Below are 1,981 nucleotides of genomic sequence, written 5' to 3'. Positions count from 1 at the left end.
GGCAAAAGTGGAAATAAACTGGAAATCAAAGGTTTAGAATGGCAACTAACAAAGCATTTAAGACGGATTCGCAACGCTTGGCGGTTTTAGTGTAAATTCAGTTTTTGCGCTTTAAGTGGTTTGTCGAGGCATTGGTGTTTAGCGTCGCTCACCACTTAATGCGGCGTTAGCTATTCTTAGTAAATAGGTGGTATATGATTTTTGATTTTTCGGAGCTTAGTGACTCAAATTTAGATTACATAGATAAAATTGTTGATCGCTATAAAGAAGTCATCGTTCCTTTTTACACAAATAACCTTGAAAAAGGTCGAGATTTCAACGGGTTTGGTTCAGGTTTTGTTGTCAAACACCTAGGTAGCTATTTTGTAGTTACAGCAGAACATGTTATGTCAGATGCTAAAAGGTATGGAATGTCAGCTATCGCATTTGGTGAGCGAAAAATGATCCTCGAACATATTGCGGTTGTATTTAATAAAAAAAGAGATGTAGCGGTATTCTGTATAGACAAATGGATGAAAAGTGAGGGAATTAAAGAGTTACCTCATACCACCCTTTATGATGATTCTAGCTTTGAATCAGTCAATGAGACTCCTTTCTTTCTTTTAATGGGGTACCCTGGAACAAAAAATCGAGTACGTGATTACCGTAAAGGGCTAAACCCGCATTTATTCAGTATCACAGCAAAACAAATTTCCGCACCTGATAAGTTGAAAACAAACGTAGAATCACCACTTTACTATGAATTCCATCCCAAAAAATTAATCGATAGTTTTAGTAAAAAATTTGGCAGCCCACCTGATTTATATGGTATGAGCGGTGGTCCCGCATTTGAGCTGCAAGCGAGACGTCCTATGCTGATGCAATCCGACACCAAAATCGAGTTTTCTCTGTGCTTACGTGGAGTGTTAATCGAATGGCATAAGTCTCACAAATGCATTTTGTCGTCTACAAAAGACGTAGTAGAAGTGCTATTGGAAATGAGCCTAGAAAAAGAAAGCTAACAAAGCATTTAAGAGTGATTCGCAACGCTTGGCAGTTTCGCTTCGCTCAAGTATAGCCAAGCACCGCTCACACCTTAATGCGGCGTTATATTTTATTCAGATTAGGAGAACCACGTGAAGGGAAACATAAGTCTTAAAGAGTTTATTGATGATGTTAAAAAGGAGCTAATGGAAGCTTCTGAAAGTGACTCTCCCTTCTTTACCATGGATGAGGTGGAATTAGAGGTAAGCTTCGGGCTTAATGCTAAAGGTAAGGCTGGAGGTAAATTTGTTGTATTTGAGCTAGGGGCAGAGACCAATGCCTCACAAATGCATAAAGTAAAATTGAAGTTGACTCCCTATAAGAACCAGGAAGTAAATGAGGCCGCTAAGAAATCAAATTTACGAGTTACCAACCCTAAGAAACCTAAAGCATTACTTCAGCAACGTGAAAAGCGTAATGACACCGTAAAAGATAAACAAAAAAGAAATGTCGTAACCTGTAATGGTGGCGCAGTAAAATCACAAAAGCCAATAAAACCAAGGTTTCAGAGATAAATATAACAAACAATTTAAGAGTGATTCGGCACGCGTGGCATTTTTACTATGCGTCGGTTTTAGTTATTAAGGTGGTATGCAGCGGCATCGGTATTGCGTGCCTCACACCTTAATTGGGCGTTATGTTTACTTGTATTTCAGTGGCTTAAAGTTTCTTCGATCTATGTTCTTTGTCCCTTTGGCAGATAGTTTAAGTACTTCAGCAAATCGGCATTGTCGGCCTAAATTCATGAATCACTCAGCCCGTAAAACATACTAATGTTCGTGGGTTGCTTCATTTTCAGGTCGTGGTGGCTGTTTTGAAGTATAACTGGCTCTAAGTCGCTTGCATCATATTTGCCAATCAGCATATCGGCTTGGCAGTTGCCTCGGCAATTTGCCATTGTTCTGCGCTGTGGTTGGAAAGAGAGGGCGCTTGTTGAAACTAAGTCGGGTTGCCTCAT

The 1,981-nt window shown here is 39.7% G+C and carries 3 protein-coding genes; 2 read left to right on the top strand and 1 reads right to left on the bottom strand.

The features are described 5' to 3' along the window. Positions 1–194 precede the first annotated feature (194 nt). Both CDZ87_RS16600 and CDZ87_RS16595 read left to right on the top strand, forming a co-directional pair. Positions 195–1,001, top strand: a complete 807-nt coding sequence (locus tag CDZ87_RS16600; RefSeq protein WP_100754516.1) for a trypsin-like peptidase domain-containing protein — start codon at positions 195–197, stop codon at positions 999–1,001. A 114-nt stretch (positions 1,002–1,115) separates the two neighbouring features. Continuing rightward, positions 1,116–1,538 (top strand): trypco2 family protein, encoded by a 423-nt coding sequence (locus tag CDZ87_RS16595; RefSeq protein WP_100754515.1) that lies wholly within the window; start codon positions 1,116–1,118, stop codon positions 1,536–1,538. 227 nt (positions 1,539–1,765) lie between these two features. Here the strand turns inward: CDZ87_RS16595 and CDZ87_RS17255 are convergent. Continuing rightward, the coding region (locus CDZ87_RS17255) for a hypothetical protein (RefSeq protein WP_100754513.1) at positions 1,766–1,981 on the bottom strand (216 nt) is incomplete at its 5' end.

Source organism: Vibrio salilacus, from assembly GCF_002811245.1.
GTDB classification, from domain to species: Bacteria; Pseudomonadota; Gammaproteobacteria; order Enterobacterales; family Vibrionaceae; genus Vibrio; species Vibrio salilacus.
This window is presented reverse-complemented; position numbering and strand designations above follow the sequence as displayed.